Source organism: Pseudomonas sp. TH32, assembly GCF_016650855.1.
Classification (GTDB): Bacteria; Pseudomonadota; Gammaproteobacteria; order Pseudomonadales; family Pseudomonadaceae; genus Aquipseudomonas.
In genome coordinates, this window is record NZ_JAEKFA010000002.1 from 1,751,675 (window position 1) to 1,770,892 (window position 19,218).

Sequence of the window (19,218 nt, forward strand, 5' to 3'; positions counted from 1 at the left end):
AGCCAGCAACTATGTAGCTGATACACCGCTATCGCAGGCAAGCCAGCTCCCACATTTTGATTCGGTTCTGTCAGTTGAGATTGGCGAGCAGCCGCTCCAGCGTTTTACTCACACCCACATCCTGCAGGCTCTCGAAACACCGCTCAAACGCTGCCACAAACGCAGGTGAGTTGGGAATAGCCGTACCAAAAATCTCTTCCACCCCCAGCAGTCGCTGGCTGATCAGCGCATCATCCGTCACCAGCCCCTGGCAAAAGTCGGCACGAGGATCCGGAATCCGGTAGATCACGCCATTCTCATCCACGCCTTTCAAGTACAACGCCCACGCCGCCACCACCAGCGCGGCGCGCTCGGTCTCGCGGCCATCGGCGATCAGGCGGTTGATGGTGGGTACGGTGAACTTGGGAAACTTCGAGGAGCCATCGGAACACACGCGCTCCAGCTGGTCGGCAATCGCCTGGTTGGAGAAGCGGTCCACCAGGGTCTGCTTGTACTCGGTCAGGTCGATGCCCGGCACCGGCGCCAGGTTCGGCGTGACGTCCAGGTCCATGTAGGCGCGCATATACGCCACGAACAGCGGATCGTTCATGGTCTCGTGGACGAAGCGATAACCCTTCAGAAAGCCCAGGTACGTCAGCGCCAGGTGGCTGCCGTTGAGCAGGCCGATCTTCATTTCTTCGTACGGCGTGACGTCATCGGTGAACTGCACGCCCACCGTCTCCCAGGCCGGGCGGCCGTTGACGAACTTGTCTTCCAGCACCCATTGCACAAACGGTTCGCAGACCACCGGCCAGGCGTCGTCGATGCCGTGCTCGTCGTGCAGTTGCAGGCGGTGCGCGGTGCTGGTCATCGGCGTGATGCGGTCGACCATGGCATTCGGGAAGCTCACGTTGGCTTTGATCCACTCATGCAGGTCAGGGTTATGCAGCGCGGCAAAGGCCAGCAAGGCCTTGCGGGTCACGGCGCCGTTGTGGGGCAGGTTATCGCAGGACATCACGGTAAAGGCCGCAACCCCGGCGGCACGGCGCTGGGTCAACGCGGCGCAGATAAACCCGAACACGGTTTTCGGCGAGCCCGGGTTGGCCAGGTCGTGCTGGATCTGCGGCAGGTTGGCCATGAACTCGCCGTTGCTGTCGTCGATGCAGTAGCCGCCTTCGGTGATGGTCAGCGAGACGATGCGGATTTCCGGGCTGGCCAGTTTGTCGATCAGCGCCTGGGCACCGTCTTCGGCCAGCAGCATGTCGCTGATGGAACCGATAACCCGCACTTCGGTGTCGTCGGTGTCGCCCAGTTCATACAGGGTGAACAGATAGTCCTGGCCGGCCAGGTCGTCCCGGGCCTTGCGGTCTTCGGCACGCAGGCCGACCCCGCAAATGCTCCAGTCCAGGCCGGTGCCAGTGTTCATCAGTGCATCGGTGTAATACGCCTGGTGGGCGCGGTGGAACCCACCAACGCCAATGTGCGCGATGCCCTGGCGGGTATCGGCGATCGCATAGGTTGGCAACTGCACTTCAGGGGCCAGTTGCGTGAGGTTTTGCTTGTTCAGTTTCATGGGTAAGTCTCGCGAAATCAGGCGGCGGCGCGCAGGGGGCGGGCCACGGCAACGCCGTCAGCGTCGAACAGATGGCATTGGGTCGGGTCCAGGTACAGCTGCAGGGTTTCGCCGTATTGGCTGGCCATGTCGCCGCGGATACGCAGGGTCAGCGGCTCTTTGCTGGCGGTGATGACGTGGCAGAAGGTGTCGCTGCCCAGGCGCTCGCCGACGTCGGCGGTAACGGTCAGGGTGGCTTGCCCCGGCGAGGCGATTTCCAGGTGTTCCGGACGAATGCCCAGGGTCACCGCACTGCCGACACTCAAGGTCGCGCTGCTCAGGGGCAGGCTGATGCGGCCGCCGGCATCCAGCTCGACTTCGCAACCCTGCGCGTCAACGCGGGTGACCTTGCCTTTGAGGAAACCCATTTTCGGCGTACCCAGAAAGCCTGCGACAAACAGGTTGGCCGGCTGGTGATACAGCTCCAGCGGCGAGCCCACCTGTTCCACGCGGCCGCTGTTCAGCACAACCACCTTGTCCGCCAGGGTCATGGCTTCGACCTGGTCGTGGGTCACGTAGATCATGGTGGCTTGCAGCTCTTTGTGCAGGCGCGACAGCTCCAGGCGCATTTGCACGCGCAGGGCGGCATCGAGGTTGGACAGCGGCTCGTCGAACAGGAAGATCTTTGGGTTGCGCACAATCGCGCGGCCAATGGCGACACGCTGACGCTGGCCGCCGGACAACTGCTTGGGCTTGCGCTCCAGCAACGGGCCCAGCTCCAGGATGCGCGCCGCTTCGTTGACCTTGCTCTCGACAATCTTCTTGTCGACGCCTGCCAGGTCCAGGGCAAACGACATGTTCTTGCGCACGCTCATGTGCGGGTACAGGGCGTAGGTCTGGAACACCATCGCCAGGTCGCGCTTGGCCGGGGTGACTTCGGTGATGTCGCGGCCATCCAGCTCGATGGTGCCTTCGGTGACTTCTTCCAGGCCCGCAATCAAGCGCAGCAGGGTGGATTTGCCGCAGCCCGACGGGCCGACGAACACCACGAATTCCTTGTCGTTCACCTCAAGGTCGATGCCCTTGATGATGGAGAAACCTTCGAAGCCTTTTTGCAGATTCTTGATTTTCAGGTTGGCCATGATGGGCCTCCGCTTCTAAATTCGTTGTTGTTTGAAGGTGCCGTTATTTCACGGCGCCGAAGGACAAACCGCGGACCAGCTGTTTCTGGCTGATCCAGCCAAAGATCAGGATCGGCGCACAGGCCAGGGTCGACACGGCAGACAATTTGGCCCAGAACAAGCCTTCGGGGCTGGAGTACGAGGCGATCAAAGCGGTCAGCGGCGCGGCGTTGGACGAGGTCAGGTTCAGTGACCAGAACGCTTCGTTCCAGCACAGGATCAGCGACAGCAACACCGTGGAAGCCAGGCCACCCTTGGCGATCGGCAGCAGTACCCGGACCATTTCCTGCCACAGGGTGGCACCGTCCAGGCGGGCGGCTTCGAGGATGTCTTTCGGGATGTCCTTGAAGTAGGTGTAAACCATCCAGACCACGATCGGCAGGTTGATCAGGGTGTAGATGATGATCAGCGCAATGCGCGTGTCCAGCAGGCCGAAGCTCTTGGCCAGCAGGTAGATCGGCATCAGCACGCCCACCGGCGGCAGCATCTTGGTAGAGAGCATCCACAGCAGCGTGCCCTTGGTGCGCTTGGTCTCGTAGAAGGCCATGGAGTAGGCGGCCGGCACCGAGATCAGCAGGCACAGGGCGGTGGCGCTGAAGGAAATCAGCACCGAGTTCCAGGCGTAGCTGAAGTAGTTGCTACGCTCGTTGATGTGCAGGTAGTTCTCCAGCGTCGGCGTGAAGATGAACTGCGGCGGGGTGGCGAACGCATCGATTTCGGTCTTGAAGCTGGTCAGCACCATCCAGAAGATCGGGAAGAAAATCAGGATCGCGATGGCCCAGGCCAGGGTGCCGAGCAACACGCTTTGCAGGCGGCGGGATTGTTGGAGCGTCATGGCGCGGCCCTCAAGGCTTGTCAGTCAGGTTTTTGCCGATCATCCGCACCAGGATGATCGCCGCGATATTGGCGATGACCACGGCAATCAAGCCGCCGGCTGAGGCCATGCCCACATCGAACTGCACCAGCGCCTGGTTGTAGATCAGGTAGGCGAGGTTGGTCGACGCGTAGCCGGGGCCACCGTTGGTGGTGGTGAAGATTTCCGCGAACACCGAGAGCAGGAAGATGGTTTCGATCATCACCACCACGGCAATCGGGCGTGCCAGGTGCGGCAGGGTCAGGTGCCAGAAGATCGCGATGGCGCCGGCACCGTCCAGGCGGGCGGCTTCCTTTTGTTCCTGGTCGAGGGACTGCATGGCGGTCATCAGCAGCAGGATCGCGAAGGGCAACCACTGCCACGACACGATGATGATGATCGACAGCAACGGGTAATGGGCCAGCCAGTCCACGGGCTGGGCGCCGAACAGCTTCCACACGTAGGCGAGAATCCCCGACACCGGATGGAAAATCAGGTTCTTCCAGATCAGCGCACCGACGGTGGGCATGATGAAGAACGGTGAAATCAGCAACACCCGCACCAGCCCGCGACCGAAAAACTCGCTGGCCTCCAGCAGGGCGCTGATCAGTACGCCAAACACCACGCTGATCAGCAGCACGCTGCCCACCAGCAACAGGGTGTTGGTGGCACCGGGCAGGAAGCCCGAGTCGGTGATGAAGTAGGTGAAGTTTTCCAGGCCCACGAATTGGTTTTCGCCGGGGTAGAGCAGGTTGTAGCGAATCAGCGAGAAGTACAGGGTCATGCCCAGCGGCACGATCATCCACAGCAGCAACAGGGCCACCGAGGGGCTGACGAGGAACCAGCCGGGGTTGATCAAGCGGCTTTTGCGCGGCTTGTCCGGCGTAGCGGTTTGCACTTGGGCAGTGGTGGTATTCATGGTGATCAGGACCAGTCAGGTACATGCGTGTGGGAGCGGGCTATGGGGTGAGGGGGCTTGTCCCCCTCCGGGTTCACCACAGATTGATGGGGCTGCTTCGCAGCCCAGCGCGGGGCAAGCCCGCTCACCACATAGCCAGCGCCTACAGGTATTGGGGGTTACTTGGGATAACCGGCCCGCTTCATTTCGCGTTCGGTGAAGGTCTGTGCATCCGCCAGGGCTTTTTCGGCGGTCGAGCCACCGGTCAGTGCACTGGAGAAGAACTTGCCGACCTGGGTACCAATTGCCTGGAATTCAGGAATGGTCACCAACTGGATGCCCACATACGGCACCGGCTTGGCCGACGGGTCTTTCGGGTCGGCGACTTTCAGCGATTCCAGCGTCACCTTGGCAAACGGTGCCGCCTTCATGTATTCGTCGCTGTAGGTCGACTTGCGGGTACCTGGCGGTACGTTGGCAATCCCGTCGGTCTTGGCGACCAACTGGCTGTATTCCTCGGAAGTGGCCCAGGTGGTGAAGACCTTGGCGGCGTCCTTGGCTTTGGAGCTGGTCGGAATCCCCAGGGACCACGAGTACAGCCACGACGTACCTTTGTCGGTTTTCTCATGGGGCGCAAAGGTGAAGCCGACGTGGTCAGCCACTTTGCTTTGGGTCTTGTCGGTCACGAACGAGCCGGCGACGCTGGCGTCGACCCAGATCGCGCACTTGCCGCTGTTGAACAGCGCCAGGTTTTCGTTGAAACCGTTGCTGGAGGCGCCCGGCGGGCCGGATTTTTTCATGTTGTCGACGTAGAAATTCAGCGCGTCTTTCCACTCGGGACCGTTGAATTCCGGCTGCCACTTCTCATCGAACCAGCGTGCCCCGTAACCGTTGGCCAGGGTGGTGATCAGCGCCATGTTCTCGCCCCAACCGGCTTTGCCGCGCAGGCACAGGCCGTACTGTTCCTTGTCCTTGTTGGTGAGCTTGGCGGCGAATTCGCCGATCTGCGTCCAGGTCGGGTGCTCGGGCATGGTCAGCCCGGCGTCCTTGAACAGGTCGGTGCGGTAGTAGGTGATGGAGCTTTCGGCGTAGAACGGCAGGGCGTACAGCGAGCCCTTGACGGAAAGGCCGTCACGCACGGAAGGGAAAACGTCGTCCAGGTCGTAGGAAGCAGGCAGGTCCTTCATCGGTTCCAGCCAGCCCTTGGCGCCCCAGAGTGCAGCTTCGTACATGCCAATGGTCAACACGTCGAACTGTCCGCCCTGGGTGGCGATGTCGGTGGTGAGACGTTGGCGCAGGACGTTTTCTTCAAGTACCACCCAGTTCAGCTTGATCTCCGGATGCTCGGTCTCGAAGGTTTTCGAGAGCTTTTGCATGCGAATCATGTCGCTGTTGTTGACGGTGGCAATGGTCAGGGTTTGCGCGCCAAGACTGACGGCGCTCAGGGTCATGCAGGTGCAGGCAAGCAGAGCTTTAGCTGTGAACTTCATCGCGCACTCCATTTCTGCGCCCAGGGGCTACAGAAGGACAGTTATTGTTGTTGTGTCTTCCACGACAGCTGGAAGAGTGTGCGTTGATTACAGCCTTCAATTGGCGTGGTGACAAATCCTTGGGAGCACTTCTACTGATACTTTTTTGCACTCCATCGGAAAGGCGCTGAAATGATTAAGCTAAATTCTGCTCGGTCAAACGTTGCACCGCCAAACGCCGGTAGTGCGACGGCGTCATGCCTTTGAGCTGCTGGAACCGGCGGTTGAAGTTGGAAATATTGTTGAAGCCCGACTCGAAGCATACATCGGTCACGGCTTTGTCACCGTCGGCCAGCAGCTCGCAGGATTTGCTGATGCGCAGGCGATTGACGAATTCAATGAAGGTGCGCCCGGTGGCCTGTTTAAACACACGGGAGAAGTAAGTGGGCTTCATGCCGAGGTATTCGGCGACTTCTTCCAGGGACAGTTCCCGCGCGTAGTGGGCAAAAATGTAGTCCACCGCCCGGTTGGTGCGGTCGATGCTGTGTTCGTCCGCCAGTTGCGGGGTGGTCACGCCGGACAGCAGTTGGTAGTCCTCGCAGGCACTGAGCACCTCCATCAGGATGAAGAAGTGCCCCAGGCGCGCCATGCCGTGGGCGTCCTCGATACGTTGCATCAGGGTCATCGCCTGGGCGATGGTCTTTTTGCAGCGAAATTCGATGCCGTATTGCGCCCGTTCCAGCAACGGCGCAAGGGTCTTGAGTTCGGCGAACACATGACTGCCGCCTTCGAACAGCTCATCGGTGAAGTTCACCAGCATGTCGCGCTTGGGCACCACTTCGTCCTCGGCCACCTGGCTGATCCAGTTGTGGGGCAGGTTGGGGCCGGTGAGGAACAGGCTTTCCGGGTAGAAGTTGCCAATGTAGTCGCCGATGAACACCTTGCCGGAGCTGGCGACGATCAGGTGCAGCTCGTATTCCTTGTGGAAATGCCAGCGCACCAAAGGGCACGGGAAGCCGTGTTGGCGATAGATGATGGACAGACCGTTGTGATCGTCCATCAGCTCGTAGGAAGGGTCGGTGATTCTCGCTGCTCGGGTCATGCTGCAGTCGCTTTATTGTGGTTGCGAAAAGGATAATGCCCCCTTGCGCGCCACCTCGCCAGCGCCGCTGTTTAAAGGTTGCGGTTTTTCGCCTCGATCCACTGCGCCATGTACTGGGTACTTTTGTGCAGGTGATGGCGCAGCATGCTGCCGGTGAAATTGCGCCGGCGGTGCTCGGCCAGTTCGCTGCGGCACTGCTCCAGGCGCGCCACCAGTGCCGGGCCGTGAGTGCCTTGGGCATAACGGCTGGCCAGCAATGCGCGTCCCGTTTCCTGGGCGTGGACCCAACGCTCGCGGTCCTGGTACAGGGCCACGGCTGCGTTGGCCAGGGCGCTGGCGCTGTGCTCGACCGCGCCGGGCCACGGTTCACCCATGGCCTCGGCGCCAATCGGTGTGGTGACGCTCGGTGTGCCACAGAGCATTGCGTCGGCCAGCTTGCCCTTGATGCCGGCGCCAAACCGCAACGGCGCCAGGCAGATACGCGCCGCCGTCATGACCTCTAAGGCGTCTTCGGCCCAGTTCATCACATGAAAGCCCTGGGCCGGGTTGTGCAGGGCGGTGGCCTTGGGCGGCGTGTAGGCGCCATACACGTGAAGTTGAGCGCCGGGCAGTTGCTGGCGGATCAGCGGCCACACGCTGTTCTTCATCCACAACACCGCATCCCAGTTGGGCGCGTGGCGAAAGTTGCCGATGCTCAGGAAGTGCGCGCGGTCTTCAAACGGCGCAAACGCTTCGGTGGGCGGCGTCAGCATCAATGGGCACCAGTGGAGCAGGGCGGCGGGCACTTTGAAGTGCTCGGTCAGCAAGCGGCTTTCCACGTCGGAGATCATCAGGCTGATGTCGCAACGGTAGATCGCCGCCATCTCGCGCTTGGCCACGTCGGTGTCAGCCATGTCATCGAATTCGGCGGCCAGGTCCGCATTGAACAGAGGGCTGAAGTCGTCAGCGCCGGGTTCAGCCTTCAGGACATCCTTGAGGCGCTGGTGGCGGGCGTCCCGCAGGCTTTGCAGGTCGCAGGTTTCCAGGACGCGCAGGGCACCCGGGCAGGCTTTTTCCACACGCCAGCCGAACTGCTCTTCCATCATGAAGCGGTCGAACAGCACGATATCCGGGGACAGTTGCTGGATAAATTCGTCGAAACTGCTGTTGTTCAGCTCGATCGCACATTCGCGAATGCCCAGGGCGGGCAAGTCGGCCTTGTGTTCGCCGGTGACGGCCGGGCTGCTGAAGGTGATGTCCCAGCCCTGGGCCAGAAAACTCTCCAGAATCTGCATCATGTGCCCGCCGGCCGCTGAAGAGCGGGGCTCGGGCCAGACGTAACCAATGACCAGGACTTTGGTGGCGGACGGGTTCATGAGCAGGGCGTTCCTGTGGGCAAAAAAACGGCGCGATTAAACCACAATTGGCCTGGTATCGCGCCGCCGTGATGGCGTATCGGCGGATCAGGCGCTCAAGGCCTGCTCGACGTACCCATAGCTATTCGGGCTTTTCGGTAAATTGAACAGGGTATTCGTCCAGTTGTTATCGAGGGGGCTCATGTTGGGGTTCTTGCCCTCCCTGATCTTCCATCCCAAGGCATCCCATCGTTTCATTGTCGCCTCCAGCTCGGCATTGTATTGCCGGGCGGGGCAGGCTATTTCGGCCCACGGATCAACGATCCAGGCATCAGCCCATTCGGCTTGCGAGAAGTCGACGGTATCGCCAGGCAATATCGATGGACCGCCAACGACGGTGAACGCGTGAGCGGTGCCCGCGCCCGCAGGTATAGGCCGTGCCCCCGCTTTTCGTGATGATATCCCTGGCGAGCAGGCTCATTTCGCCACAGTTTCCGGCGCCGCTTTTCAGGGCCTGAGCCCCGAGGTCATGGGTCCCTGGATTCGCGGTTTTGCGCAACCATCCAATGGTTTGGCTGGCAGCATCGGCTCGTTTTATATCGGCGATTGAATGTACCTGGTTGCTGGGGCCCAGCCCGGTGGCTTTCATCGCACGGTCCACCGTCTCTTTTGCCTTCTGCGCATAAAATCGGTTTTTTTGTGCCTCGGTCAGCCCGGCGAAGTTATCGGGTGTTGTCAGGGCCGATATCTTGTTTGGCATCATGGAAATAGTGGCGCTGCCAAGCGCGCCTCGTGTTTGTAGCTGGAACACCACCTCACGCTGCTGCTCGACATTCATCGTGGCGACCTTGTTTTTGAGTTCAGCGATGTCCGCTTTTGAGTAGCCATTTCTCTCCAGTGACTTGTAAGCATCCTTCAATTTAGGCAAGGCAATGAAGTTGGCGTCATTCGGATGGGCCGAATTGCCCTGGCGTATGTAAAATTTTGATCGATATTCTTTTGCCAGCTCCAAGTCAAATTCTGTCGCGCCGCATTTGATGAATGTCACCTCCGTTGCCGGCGGCGTGCTGAGCTTCACGTAATAGAATTCAGCGGTATCTGCCTCAACTACCAGGAACTGGGAGGGGTCACCTGCTCTGGAGCTGGGCACCACAATACCGCGCATCTCGCGCTGATCGTTGACGCCATGGCTGATGCTGCCGAGCTTCACCACGCGTGTTTCTGCTTCAAGGAACGTGTTGGTGGTTTCAGAAGGGAGGCCGAAGTGTGGATCGTCGATTATTTTTCCGTCGATAAGTGTTTTGTATTCGATAGGATTTTGGGTAGGAAGCGGTACGAGCTTGGTGCCCATTTCAGTATCGATCATCTTGTGCAGGCGTCTTTCCCGCACCACGAACCGGTCACTGTTGAACAGTTTGCGCGGGGAAGGCAGCAGGCGCTCGTGCTCCAGCGCCTGTAACTCCAACTGCAGCTCGTCGCCAGTGTTGACGATGATTCTGGAGAAGCACTCATCGTTGGCGCCGCGTTTCACTCTCCCGACCGGCGCTGCGGGCACCGGGCAAAAGGCTTCGTAGTTCTCCAGCTCCGCCTCGCGCCCGGCAGACTCCAGGTCCGTCAGTTGGCCGGGTTGTCTGGCGTTGTAGCGATAGACCTTCTCGCCATCCACCACGTCAAAGCCGTCCGAGCGTGGGATGACATAGGCATCTTCTGCCAATGATTGCCCGGTGACCAACGCCTGGGTGCCGTCAAAGAAGGTTTCACTTTGCAGTGGGAGCGTTGATGGGGTTCGGGCGGCTGGCAGGATGAAGGGATCTTCAGGAACGCTTGCACCCACGGAAAACAGGGCGTTGAGGGCGCCATCCGCAGCTTTGAGTGCGCCATCACTGCGCTCGGCCAAGGTGTCACCTGAAACCGATTTTTCTACGCCAAGGGCTGTTTCAGCGATCGCGGCGGCCGTAGCCACCCCCGTGGCGATGATGCCCGTGGGGGCCAACTTTGCCAGCAGTCCTGTCCCAACGGTGATGTCGTTAAGCCAAGCGTCGCGAATGGCCTCGCTGTTTGATTTGATCGCCAAGTCCGCATCACTGCTCGTGCGTTTTTGGTGACCTGCGTGATGTGCTGGAAGACATCGCCGTGAATACTGATGTTGGCACGATCAATGGTGATGCCTTCCTCAAGATCCCACTGCTTTGTCCCGAGCATGGCCAGCGAAGTCTCGACGCCGTAATAGCTGATACCGTCCTGCCGGTCGTACACAGAGAAGTGCGACGCCAGGTCCTTGCGCTTCTTCGGATCCCGGGCCTGGTCGACGATCCACTGGTCCATTTTTTCCAGGGAGTCGAAGCGAACAAAATCCGGGTCGCCTCCCGGCACGTAAAGCACCTGTCTGCCATCACGCCGGCCATTGGAGTAGAGGTATTGCCCATCGTCCTGGGCGGTGAAACGCACAATATCGGAACCATAGCCATTGATATCCAGGGGGTGGGCCCGGACAACGCCGCGTGTCGATGTGGATGCCTGCAACTGCGCTACGGTGATCGGGGCACGCTCATTCACAGAAACATTCGACGTCGCCCCCATGACCAGCAGGTAGTCCTCGCGTGTGAATTTATGCTCGTCGGCAAGCGCTGCCTGCTCTGTCGGGGAAAGCGCTTCATAGGCCAGCAATTGCTGGCGGGCCTGGGCAATGAACCGGCCCTTGAGGATCGAGCGAAAATCGTCACGGTGCTGATCCCAGAAGTTATCCAGCTTGGTAGTCATGATCGTCTGGAGATCCGTTTTCCAGCTTTCGTTCATCACCTCTGAGGGGGCAAGTGCAAACTTGTGGTGTTCTCCATAACCCTCAGGGTCGGTGTACAGGCCCGAGGTGGCGTCGAGCATGCCAGGAACCCAGTCGGCCTCACTGAAGTTCTTCAATAAGGCATCCGGCAAGCGCAGTGAGCTTTTGATCCGCCGGTGGGACAGTTCTTCGGACGTGCGGGCCGTGTCAAACCGGTTGTGGTAAATCGTGTCGGCATCCACCGTCTTACCCGTGAGCTTAAAAATGATCGCCTCGGCAGATTTCTTCGCTTCAGCACGTGCGTTGGGCAGTGCCGCGGCGGTGGTGCTGGCAATGTTTTCAAACTTGCTTTTTTCAGCCATGGCGCGGGCAAGGTTGTCGTAATAGGTATCCGCTTGCTGCTTATGCGTTTCAAGGGACGGGATCGAATGCTCCGCAGTTGCCGGCGAGGAATCGAAAGCCCCTGTATGTTCAAGATAGTCGGCCCGCTCCTGGGCTTGAACGGCCGTGTCAGTGGGCGGCTCATTGTAAAAGCCGGCGACCATGCTCAATGGCACGTCGATAAACTGGCTCAAGCGCGGCATCTGTAACGACTGTTCAGAACCTGATGCGATGAGTTTGCCTATCGCCAGGAGTGGGCCGGCGATCTGTGCCCAGCCTGAATCGTCTGGTAGCTCAAAGGTTTTCAGCGCGCCGTTCACCGTGGCTGTCGCTTGCCCGGTCGCGGGAATAACCGTGAACGTACCTGGATCAACGTTTTGCCGGACCAGCCATGTCTGGATCACCTCGTGGTCGAGCAAGCCGCGGTAACGTTCGAGCCAGCGGCCCAGCAGCGAGTGGCGTGGCACTGTGACGAGCCCCTCTGATTGACCTTCGGCGGCTTGTCTCAGTGCGCTGGAATAGGCCATCGTCAGGATTGTCTCTTCGGAAAAGAGATCGGCGTTACCGGTGAGGAAGGTGACAAGCTGGTCGACTTGCTCCCGGCTTTCCGGCAGTGGCTTGCCCAGGGTTTTCAGGAAGCTCGCGAGGTTGGCAGAGCCTCCTGGCTCGGTTGCGTGCAGTTGGCTGTAGGTTGAGCCCGTCTGGATATCTACCTGGGTGTTGGCCAATACATGCGGGAGCGTTGCCGGCGTCATTCGGCCCGCGCCCAGGCGGGCACTGATGAACTTCAGTTCCTGCGCGAGGTTATCTCTATCATAGATATCGCCAACGATTTGGCGATGAATTGCCAGCGTCTGTGGACCGCGCGCTTTCTCCGATTTGAGGATGGATTTGAAACTATCGTCGTAGAACGCTTTTACCATCGAGGCGTTTAGCGCACCGCTCATTACCTCAGCGTAGGACAGGGGCGTTGGCAGCCCGCTGCCGATGACGACAGCTTCTGCGATTGCCAGGTTCCGGATCGCGTTATTCGAAGCACCTTCGCTTTCGATTGAGACCCTCACCAATCTCCCGTTGATCATGCCGTTGAGGCTCGACATAGAAGGCAGAAACTTAATGCTGGATGCATCAAAGCCGGTTTCTTGGATAAAAGCCTGAAATGCAGGGCTGTTCAGTGCAGTGCGCAATTGGGTTAACCATTGTCCAAGGGTCGACAAGGGCGGCACGTGAAGAGGTGCGGTCTGCTGATCGTCCGTTTGCGCCAGGGTTTGCGCCACCTGCGCGTCGGCCTCGGCGCGGGTTGATGTGTTCGGATCACCGCTGACGCTGGACTCTGAAAGACTGTGTTGCCTGGTGAATGGCATTGACGGCGCAGAGGCTGGTGCGTCTTCCAATGCCTGGCGCACCAGCCCGAACCCCGAGCGTTTAGGAGGCGGCGCGACTTCTTTGTCACCCGGTTCGGGCGGCGCATCACGGGGGGCGTGGTGAGTGGCTGCAGCGTGTCGGGTGAGCCGAGGGGCCGGATGCCGGTGCTATCGTCCGCCGGCATCTGTCTGGTGGAAGCAGGGAAATGGGATTCGACACTTCTCATGGAAGCTCCTTGAACTAGGGAGGCCGGATCAGGAATGACCGAACTTACCCGCCTGTGTCGAGTCGCGCGCCGTAGGCGTTCCGAGAAATAACCGAGGGAGTTTGGCGGGGTATTTCAAGGAGAAACACCCAAAAGCGGTAAGGTGCCCGTTGGCCTGGCCTCTGCAGGCGCAACGGGTGAGTATATTTATGGCGTTATTTTACCGGCGTTGGCAGTGTCACCAGCCCGACATAGCCGTCCCAGAACTTCTTCTGGTCCACGGCGAACACCACCTTGGCCTTCTGCGTGCCCACCGGCGCACCTTTTTGTAGCCCAGTGCCCGGCCGTAGTCGGCGCCGAAGGTGGCGTCCACGTCCACCCATAGTTCGCGGGATTCGGTGACGATGTCGGGGCTTACCAGAAACAGCGCAGGCAGGCTGTCCCAGGTGAAGCTGTGGTAGGCCGGATCTTTGTCGAACAGTGGCCCGAACTCGTGCTTGTAAAGGTCGGCAATCGGGCCTTTATGGGCGATCACCCGCTGGTACACCGACTTGTCGAAGGTGACTTTCTCACAGACATCATTGGGGAAAATCACGTGTTCGATCGGCGAGCGCAATACGATTTTTGCGGCCTCCGGGTCGAACCACCAGTTGAACTCCGCTGCCGGCGTGGTATTGCCCGGAATCTCCAGGGCGCCACCCATGTACACGATGCGCTTGATCAGCGGCACGATGTCCGGCGCCGAGCGAATCGCCAGGGCGATGTTGGTCAGCGGGCCTACCGCCAGAATCGTCACCTGAGTGGGGATTGGCCCGCACGCTGTCGACGATGAACTGGGCGGCGGTTTCCTTGCGCAGCGTGGTGTGGGTCGCCAGGCCATCCGGGGGTGCTACCAGTTGTGATGCATTCGTTGGGCGCGGGTGCTTGAACGCACCCGGCCAGCCGGAGCCGAACAGGGCTTTTTCGGCCTCATAAGTGGCGTAGTCATGCAGCAGCGGGTAGGCGGCGCCGGAATAGACACCGACTTCCCTTTCCACCCCCATGCGTTCCACGGCCTTGAGGGCGTCCACCTGTTCCTGGTCGACCCAGGCGTTGCCGCTGACCAGGGTCATGCCCAGCAGGTCGATGCGTTTTTGCGCATGCAACTGGGCGAGCATGATAAAGGCCTGGCCGTCATCGTTGAGCACGTTGAAGTCGGTGTCGAAGATGACCTTTTCTGCGGCCTGCGCCGTACCGGCACACAGGCCGACGGCGACAAGCAGGGCACAGCGCTTGATGAAACCTTGCATGGAGACTCACCCGAAGAGTTGTTGTTATTAACGGTTCACCAGTTTCGCCGGCAAGGCGATGACCAGGAAGCTGCTGAGAATCAGGCAGCCGGCAAAAAACCACAAGGCTCCGGCACTGCTGCCTGTGACGTCAATCGCAACCCCCATCAACGAGTTGCTCACCAGGCCTGCGATGTTCGCCAGTGAACAGGCCAGGGCAAAGCCGGTGGCCGCCGCGGTACCTTTGAGAAAGGTCGCCGGCAGGCTGAAAAACACCGGCACCGCCCCGATGATCGCGGCTGACGCAATCGCAAACAGGGCCACGGTGGCGACCACGTTATGGGTGAAGAAGGTGCTCGTGGCCATCGCTGCCGCGCCGATGAAAAACGGCACGATGATGTGCCAGCGGCGTTCACGGTGTTTGTCGGAGCTGGCGCCGATCAGCAGCATGCCCAGCAACGCCGCCACGCTGGGCAAGGCAGTGAGGATGCCGATGTGGAACGTGTCGGTGATGCCTGCGTTGCGGATAAACGTCGGCATCCAGAAGCCCATGGCGTAGGCGCTGAGCAGGATCGAGAAGTCGATACCGCCGAGCATCCACACCTTGAGGTTGAAGAAGCCGTCGCGGAAGCTGTGCTTGCTGCCGGCACCGTCGGCGTCGTCCTTGCGCAGTTCGCTTTCCAGCAGGGTCTTTTCTTCAGGGGACAGCCACTTGGCTTGCTGATAGGTATTGGGCAGTGCCCAGAAGGTCCACACACCCAGCAGCACGCTGGGCACCGCTTCGATCAGGAACAGCCACTGCCAGCCGCGCAGGCCGGCCATGTTGTCGAAGTGGCCCATGATCCAGCCGGACAACGGGCCGCCGATCACGCTGGACAGCGGCAGGCCGATCATGAACAGGGCGATGATCCGCCCCCGGCGATGGGTGGGAAACCAGGTGGTCAGGTAATACAGCACGCCCGGCAGGAACCCGGCCTCGGCGGCGCCCAGCAGGAACCGCAGGATGTAGAACTGGGTGGTGGAGGTGACCAGCATGGTGCAGGCCGAGAGCAGGCCCCAGGTGATCATGATGCGGGCGATCCAGATCTTCGCGCCGACCTTTTCCAGGATCAGGTTGCTGGGTACTTCAAAAATGATATAGCCGACAAAAAACAGCCCGGCGCCGAGGCCGAACGCGGTTTCGCTGAAGTGCAACTGGTCGAGCATCTGCAATTTGGCGAAGCCGATATTGATGCGGTCCAGGTAGGCGGCGAGGTAGCAGAAACACAGGAACGGAATCAGCTTCCAGGTGATCTTGTGGTAGAGCGTGTGGACCGGATCGGCGACCGTAGTCGCGGGCGCTGCATTCGCAATGGGCATTGGGTGTCTCCTGGCGGTGACTTATGGTTTTTATACAGCCGCTTTTTTTCCAGCACTTCGGAGTGCTGTAGAAGCGACGTCCAAAGGCAGTGTCAGAAGAGTGCAAGACCGCGCTCTGTGGCGCGGTTCTTAATGAAACCTTATTGCTCCTTGAACTTGCTCATGGCCTCCCGCTTGCTGACCACGTCGCCGTACTTGCTGTCGATATCAAACAAGTTGGCTTCGTGGGGCGCCGGGTGGCGGTCGCCGACGCATTCGCGCACGACGATGGTGCGAAACCCGTGTTGCACCGCATCCACTGCGGTGGCGCGGATGCAGCCACTGGTGGAGCAGCCGGCGAGCACCACGGTGTCGACGCCCATGGCGTGCAGCATCGGGGCCAGGCTGCTGCCGAAAAACGCGCTGGCGTATTGTTTGGTGATCACCACTTCATTGGCCAGGGGCAGGACCTCGGTGCAGAACGCGGCCAGGGGGTTACCCTCGACCATGTCTTTCATCACCGGGGCTTTTTTTACCCAGATACCGCCGTCGGCGAAATGGCCCGGATGGTAACGGATATTGGTGTGCACCACGCTGATCCCGTGATGCCGTGCGCTGGCCAGCAGCTCAACGCTTTCGGCGACGGCACTGACCACGCCCGGTGCAAACAACGGGGCGCCTTCGGTGGTGTAGCCTTGCATGAAATCGATCATCAGCAGGGCGGATTTTTTGCCGAAGCCGATGCGGTTGCCCCAGACGCCCTGGTAGTTGGCGTCGGCGGATTGTTCGCTCATCAGTAGGCTCCTGACAGCAGGGCGCCGGCGCCGGGGACGATGGGTTCCAGGTCCAGGGCCTTGAGCATGGCGTAGGTGGTAGCGATCGCAGCGGTGAGCACCGGCAGGCCGGTTTGCGCTTCGACCTTGGCCACCACGGGCAGCGACTGCATTTGCACGCAGGCCGACAGCACGATCACGTCGACGCCTTCCAGGTTCATTCCGGCGACGATGGCCGGCAGGTTGGCCGGGTCGTGGCGGGCCACTTCGAGGTTGTCGGGGATTTCCAGGGCGCGCCAGTCCACTACGTCAAAGCCTTCTTCGCGGATGTAGTTCACCACCAGTTCGGTCAGCGGTTTCATGTAGGGCGCGACGATGGCGATGCGCTTGGCGCCCATCACTTTCAGGCCTTCGATCAAGGCGCCGGCACTGGTAATCACCGGGGCGCTGGCGTCGTTGTCGGCGGTGGCCTTGCGCAGGCGCTGTTCGGAATTGCGGTGGTAGCCCAGCCCCATGGCCATGATCGCCACCAGACAGGCGTAGCCCAGCACGTCGACCTTGGCGTCGGACAGCTCGATGGCGCAACGGTCGGACTCGCCGTCCATCGCCGCCAGTTCTTCCTTGCGCACTTGCTTCATGCGCATGCGGCTGGAGTGAAAGGTGAAACGTTCCGGACGAATTGCCTGGCGCGCGTTGAGCATCGCCGGGATCTCGGTTTCCATGGTGGTGTTGGAGCTCGGCACGATCTGGCCGATGCGGTAAGGCTTGAGCATGGTGGTCTCCGTTAGGCAGTCAGGGGCTGGCCGAGGAAGTCGCCGAAGGCTGTGAAAAAGCCTTCAAGGTCGTCCCAAGGGATCATGTGTCCGGCATTCGGCACGTGGGCCACCTGCAGGCTTGGCTGTAACTGCCGGACTTGCGCGACATCTTCGGGCTGAATTACACCGCCGCGTCCGGCAACAATCAGCAGGGCAGGCGCCTCCAGGTGCGGCAGGTCCTGATGGAAGTCCACGGTGTGGAAGTCATTGAACGCGCGCACGATCGCCGGCTCGTAACAGGTGTGCAGCCATTCGGCGCGCAGTTGCAGTTGCTCGTCGGTCCAGGTGGCGCAGAACGCGCGCATGGCCTCAGCGTCCATGCCCTCCTGAGATTGGCGAATCGAGTCGACGTACCACGACAGTTTGCTCGGGTATTCACGGCGACCGGGGCCGGACACCGGCGGGTCGATCAACACCACGCGGTTGACGCCCCGGGGATGGCGCACCGCGCTGCGCACGGCGAACCGCGCGCCCATGGAATGGCCCACCAGGTGATAGCTGTCGAGCTTCAGCGCGTCGGCAAACGCGCCAATGTCATCGGCGCAGGTGTCGGTGCTGTAGTCCAGTTCCGGGCCGGTGGACGACAGGCCGCGACCGCGCACATCCAGCACATACGTGTCGAAATGCAGGCCCAGGCGTTCCGCGACAAAACCCCAGGTAATCGCCGGGCTGGTGATGCCGGGAATCAGGATCAGTGCCGGGCCCTTGCCGCCGTAGCGCAGGTAATGCTGGCGAATGCCGTTGGCCTGGACGTTGCCGCCATAGAGAAAGCTGCTCACGCGGCCACCCCCGATTTCAGTTGCTGGGCATAGAGGTCGTAGCCATAGACCCAGTCCGGATCTTCCTGGGTACGCAGCCAAGTGTTGGCGTTGGACACCGCCTGGACCCGGGAGGCGCGCTCCTTGCGGTTGGCCTCATACAGTTCGAAGGCGGTGCGGTAGTCGCTGATGCCGGTTTCCTGCAGGCAGCGGGTCAGCATCGCCGCGTCTTCGATGGCCATGCCGGCACCCTGGGCCATGTGCGGCTTCATCGGGTGGCAGGCATCGCCCAGCAACACCAGGCGGCCACGGCTCCACAACGGCAGCGGGTTGCGGTTGCGCAACGGCCATTTGGTCACGCTTTCGGTGGATTCGATCAGGGCCTGGACGGTGGGGTGATAGCCCTTGAACGCGTCGAACATCTCTTCGCGGCTGCTGTCGACAAAGGCGCCCTGGAAGTCCCATTCCGGGTGCGGCACGCCGGTGACGTAGTAGTACTCGTCGCGCTTGCCGGTGGTGTAGTAGACCATCATGTGCCGGTCCTCGGTCCACCACTTGATGCAGTCTTCGAACTTCAGGTCGTACTTGGCCAGTTGATCGCCCCGGATCAGCGCGCGGTGGGCGACCCAGCCGCTGTACAGCGGTTTTTCCGCACCCAGCAGCTCTTCACGAATGCGCGAGTTGATGCCGTCGGCACCGATCACGATGTCGGCGTAGGTCACTTCACCGTCGGCGAAGGTCAGGCGTACCTGGGTGTCGGTTTCTTCGAGGGTTTCCAGGCGCTTGTTGAAGTGCAGGGTGCCGGGCTTGAGGGTGGACATCTGCAGCGCGTGCAGGTCGCCGCGGTGCACGGTGATGTAGGACGCGCCATAGCCGGTCAGGGGGATGCGTGACAGGTAATCGCCGGTTTCGCCGTCGCGGCTGAACCAGTGCTCGGGGTGCGAGCCCATCAGGTCCAGCTGCTTTTCGATGCCCATGCGCCGGAAGATTTTCATGATGTTGGGGCCCATGTGGATCCCGGCACCCAGGCGGGAAAATTCCGGCGCCTGCTCGTAGATGTCCACGTCAAACCCGGCCTGTTGCAGCAGGGTGGCAGCGGCGGCACCGCCAAGGCCGGCGCCGACGATTGCGATTTTTTGTGTGCTTCCCATGGGGCGTGGTCCTCTTT

The 19,218-nt window shown here is 60.6% G+C and carries 15 protein-coding genes and 1 pseudogene; all 16 read right to left on the minus strand.

All coding sequences use genetic code 11. The features are described 5' to 3' along the window. Window positions 1-70: 70 nt before the first annotated feature. Window positions 71-1,552, minus strand: a complete 1,482-nt coding sequence (locus tag JFV30_RS11685; protein WP_201123815.1) for a mannitol dehydrogenase family protein — start codon at window positions 1,550-1,552, stop codon at window positions 71-73. Window positions 1,553-1,569: 17 nt separating this feature from the next. Continuing rightward, window positions 1,570-2,673 carry an ABC transporter ATP-binding protein gene (locus JFV30_RS11690; RefSeq protein ID WP_010169614.1) on the minus strand — a complete coding sequence of 368 codons (1,104 nt, stop codon included), beginning with the start codon at window positions 2,671-2,673 and terminating at the stop codon, window positions 1,570-1,572. A 43-nt stretch (window positions 2,674-2,716) separates the two neighbouring features. Then, window positions 2,717-3,547, minus strand: a complete 831-nt coding sequence (locus tag JFV30_RS11695) for a carbohydrate ABC transporter permease (protein WP_003215312.1) — start codon at window positions 3,545-3,547, stop codon at window positions 2,717-2,719. 10 nt (window positions 3,548-3,557) lie between these two features. After that, complete coding sequence (locus JFV30_RS11700; protein WP_003215314.1) at window positions 3,558-4,484, minus strand: carbohydrate ABC transporter permease; 927 nt, start codon at window positions 4,482-4,484, stop codon at window positions 3,558-3,560. A 158-nt stretch (window positions 4,485-4,642) separates the two neighbouring features. Then, window positions 4,643-5,953: an ABC transporter substrate-binding protein gene (locus tag JFV30_RS11705; protein ID WP_201123816.1), complete on the minus strand. Its 1,311-nt coding sequence runs from the start codon at window positions 5,951-5,953 to the stop codon at window positions 4,643-4,645. 175 nt (window positions 5,954-6,128) lie between these two features. Then, window positions 6,129-7,034, minus strand: a complete 906-nt coding sequence (locus tag JFV30_RS11710; protein WP_201123818.1) for an AraC family transcriptional regulator — start codon at window positions 7,032-7,034, stop codon at window positions 6,129-6,131. Between the two features lie 71 nt (window positions 7,035-7,105). Next, complete coding sequence (locus tag JFV30_RS11715; RefSeq protein ID WP_201123821.1) at window positions 7,106-8,389, minus strand: glycosyltransferase; 1,284 nt, start codon at window positions 8,387-8,389, stop codon at window positions 7,106-7,108. 87 nt (window positions 8,390-8,476) lie between these two features. Next, entirely contained in the window at window positions 8,477-8,626 is a 150-nt protein-coding gene (locus tag JFV30_RS11720) for a hypothetical protein (protein WP_201123823.1), read from the minus strand. A gap of 73 nt (window positions 8,627-8,699) precedes the next feature. Beyond that, on the minus strand, window positions 8,700-10,361 hold the full coding sequence (locus JFV30_RS11725) for a hypothetical protein (RefSeq protein ID WP_201123825.1): 1,662 nt from the start codon (window positions 10,359-10,361) through the stop codon (window positions 8,700-8,702). Next, complete coding sequence (locus JFV30_RS11730) at window positions 10,289-12,934, minus strand: dermonecrotic toxin domain-containing protein (protein WP_201123827.1); 2,646 nt, start codon at window positions 12,932-12,934, stop codon at window positions 10,289-10,291. The genes JFV30_RS11725 and JFV30_RS11730 overlap by 73 nt, the downstream gene beginning before the upstream one ends. Before the next feature lie 379 nt (window positions 12,935-13,313). Then, window positions 13,314-14,387 (minus strand): annotated as a pseudogene (locus JFV30_RS11735) (nucleoside hydrolase). Window positions 14,388-14,414: 27 nt separating this feature from the next. Further along, window positions 14,415-15,725, minus strand: a complete 1,311-nt coding sequence (locus JFV30_RS11740) for an MFS transporter (protein WP_010169608.1) — start codon at window positions 15,723-15,725, stop codon at window positions 14,415-14,417. Window positions 15,726-15,865: 140 nt separating this feature from the next. Then, window positions 15,866-16,498: an N-carbamoylsarcosine amidohydrolase gene (locus JFV30_RS11745; protein WP_201123829.1), complete on the minus strand. Its 633-nt coding sequence runs from the start codon at window positions 16,496-16,498 to the stop codon at window positions 15,866-15,868. After that, complete coding sequence (locus JFV30_RS11750; protein ID WP_201123831.1) at window positions 16,498-17,250, minus strand: maleate cis-trans isomerase family protein; 753 nt, start codon at window positions 17,248-17,250, stop codon at window positions 16,498-16,500. Before JFV30_RS11750 ends, JFV30_RS11745 begins: the two co-directional genes overlap by 1 nt. 11 nt (window positions 17,251-17,261) lie before the next feature. Beyond that, window positions 17,262-18,071 (minus strand): alpha/beta fold hydrolase, encoded by an 810-nt coding sequence (locus JFV30_RS11755; RefSeq protein WP_201123833.1) that lies wholly within the window; start codon window positions 18,069-18,071, stop codon window positions 17,262-17,264. After that, a complete protein-coding gene (locus tag JFV30_RS11760; protein ID WP_010169602.1) occupies window positions 18,068-19,201 on the minus strand; it encodes an FAD-dependent monooxygenase in 1,134 nt (377 codons plus the stop codon). The genes JFV30_RS11755 and JFV30_RS11760 overlap by 4 nt, the downstream gene beginning before the upstream one ends. Window positions 19,202-19,218 lie beyond the last annotated feature (17 nt).